At 68.3% G+C, this 2,178-nt stretch carries 2 protein-coding genes; both read right to left on the reverse strand.

Features of this window, described 5'->3' with window-relative positions; all coding sequences use genetic code 11:
• Positions 1-35: 35 nt before the first annotated feature.
• Complete coding sequence (locus ACFT9I_RS40240; protein ID WP_003954777.1) at positions 36-317, reverse strand: HU family DNA-binding protein; 282 nt, start codon at positions 315-317, stop codon at positions 36-38.
• Between the two features lie 270 nt (positions 318-587).
• Positions 588-2,021: an NAD-dependent malic enzyme gene (locus ACFT9I_RS40245; RefSeq protein WP_382572874.1), complete on the reverse strand. Its 1,434-nt coding sequence runs from the start codon at positions 2,019-2,021 to the stop codon at positions 588-590.
• Positions 2,022-2,178 lie beyond the last annotated feature (157 nt).

Raw genomic sequence — 2,178 nt, forward strand, 5'->3', positions numbered from 1 at the left:
GGTCGGGGTGGCCGCCCTTCTGCTGTGCCTGAGGGTTACTTGCCCTTGGCGGCTTCCTTGAGCTTGGAGCCCGCGGAGACCTTCACGCTGTAGCCGGCCGGGATCTGGATCGGGTCGCCGGTCTGCGGGTTACGAGCGGTGCGAGCGGCACGGTGGGTGCGCTCGAAGGTCAGGAAGCCGGGGATGGTGACCTTCTCGTCGCCCTTGGCGACGATCTCGCCAACGGTCTCGGCGAGGGCGGCCAGCACGGCGTCGGCATCCTTGCGAGTCACCTCGGCGCGGTCGGCCAGGGCGGCCACCAGCTCACTGCGGTTCATGTTGTTACTCCCGTGTTCTTCTTGCGTGTGAGGCGTGAGATCGAAGCCGATGCTGCCAGGACCCTCTGACAGTCCCTGTGACCGGGTCTGTCCTTCAGGTCTTCGCGCCCCAGTGGGGTATCCCCTGGACATAGTCCTTGAGAAAGCATCCTGCCCCCACCAGCGGCGGGAAAGCCAATCCGGGCCCTGAAACCCCCTTGGAGCAGCGGGCTCATGGTCCGCCACCCTAGAGGTGGGTTCACGGTGCCGCGAATCGCGACGCGCCGGGCGTCAGACGGACGTGGCGCCTGTCACAACGTCACCGGCGGCCTTGGCGGCGGTGCGTACGGCCCCCGCGACGGCTCCGGCGACCTTGTCGTTGAACACCGAGGGGACGATGTAGTTCGGGTTGAGTTCGTCCCCCGTGACGACGTCCGCGAGGGCCGCCGCGGCGGCCAGCATCATCTCCGTGTTGACGGCGCGCGACTGTGCGTCGAGGAGCCCGCGGAAGACGCCCGGGAAGACCAGGACGTTGTTGATCTGGTTGGGGAAGTCGGAGCGTCCCGTGGCCACAACTGCCGCTGTCTCGCGGGCGATTGTGGGGTCGACCTCGGGGTCGGGGTTGGCCAGCGCGAAGACGATCGCGTCGTCCGCCATGGCCGCGACGTCCGCGCCGTCCAGCACGTTCGGGGCCGACACACCGATGAAGACGTCGGCGTCGACGACGGCCTCCTTGAGGGTGCCGGTGACGCCCTCCGGGTTGGTGTTGTCGGCGATCCAGCGCAGGGGCGATTCGGCCGCAGCGGACACCAGATCGGCGCGGCCGGCGTGCACCACCCCATGAATATCGGCGACGACGGTGTGCTTGACGCCGGCCGCGATAAGAAGTTTCAGAATCGCTGTACCGGCCGCACCCGCGCCCGACATGACGACCCGTACGTCCCCGATCGCCTTGCCGACGACGCGCAGGGCGTTGGTGAGCGCGGCGAGCACCACGATGGCCGTGCCGTGCTGGTCGTCGTGGAAGACCGGGATGTCCAGGGCCTCGCGCAGCCGCGCCTCGATCTCGAAGCAGCGGGGGGCGGAGATGTCCTCCAGGTTGATCCCGGCGAAGCCCGGTGCGATCGCCTTGACGATGGCGACGATCTCGTCGGTGTCCTGGGTGTCCAGGCAGATCGGCCAGGCGTCGATGCCCGCGAAGCGCTTGAAGAGGGCCGCCTTGCCCTCCATGACGGGCAGCGCGGCCATCGGGCCGATGTTGCCGAGGCCCAGCACCGCGGAGCCGTCGGTGACGACCGCGACGGAGTTGCGCTTGATGGTGAGCCTGCGGGCGTCCTCGGGGTTCTCGGCGATCGCCATGCAGACGCGGGCCACACCCGGCGTGTAGATCATGGAGAGATCGTCACGGTTGCGGATGGGGTGCTTGGACTGCATCTCGATCTTGCCGCCGAGGTGCATCAGGAACGTACGGTCGGAGACCTTGCCGAGGGTGACGCCCTCGATGCCCCGCAGTTCCTCGACGATCTCGTCCGCGTGGCTGGTGGAGCTGGCGGCGATCGTGACGTCGATCCGCAGCTTCTCGTGGCCGGACGCGGTGACGTCCAGACCGGTCACCGAGCCGCCGGAGGATTCCACGGCCGTGGTCAGCTGGGAGACCGCGGTGCCGCTCGCGGGCACTTCCAGCCTGACCGTCATCGAATACGAGACGCTTGGCGCCGTTGCCATGACCGTGTTCCTCTGCTTTCACTGGCTTCACTTGCCGCACCACCTCGCGCCTGGCGTCCGGCGGGACCGTCCGATGGTCGCACCTACCTGCTGGTAGGCGGTAACGGGGGTGGAGGGCCGGACGAACAGCAGCGGGTCCGCGTCAGTGTGTGACGCG

This window comes from Streptomyces sp. NPDC057137 (assembly GCF_042670825.1).
GTDB lineage: Bacteria > Actinomycetota > Actinomycetes > Streptomycetales > Streptomycetaceae > Streptomyces.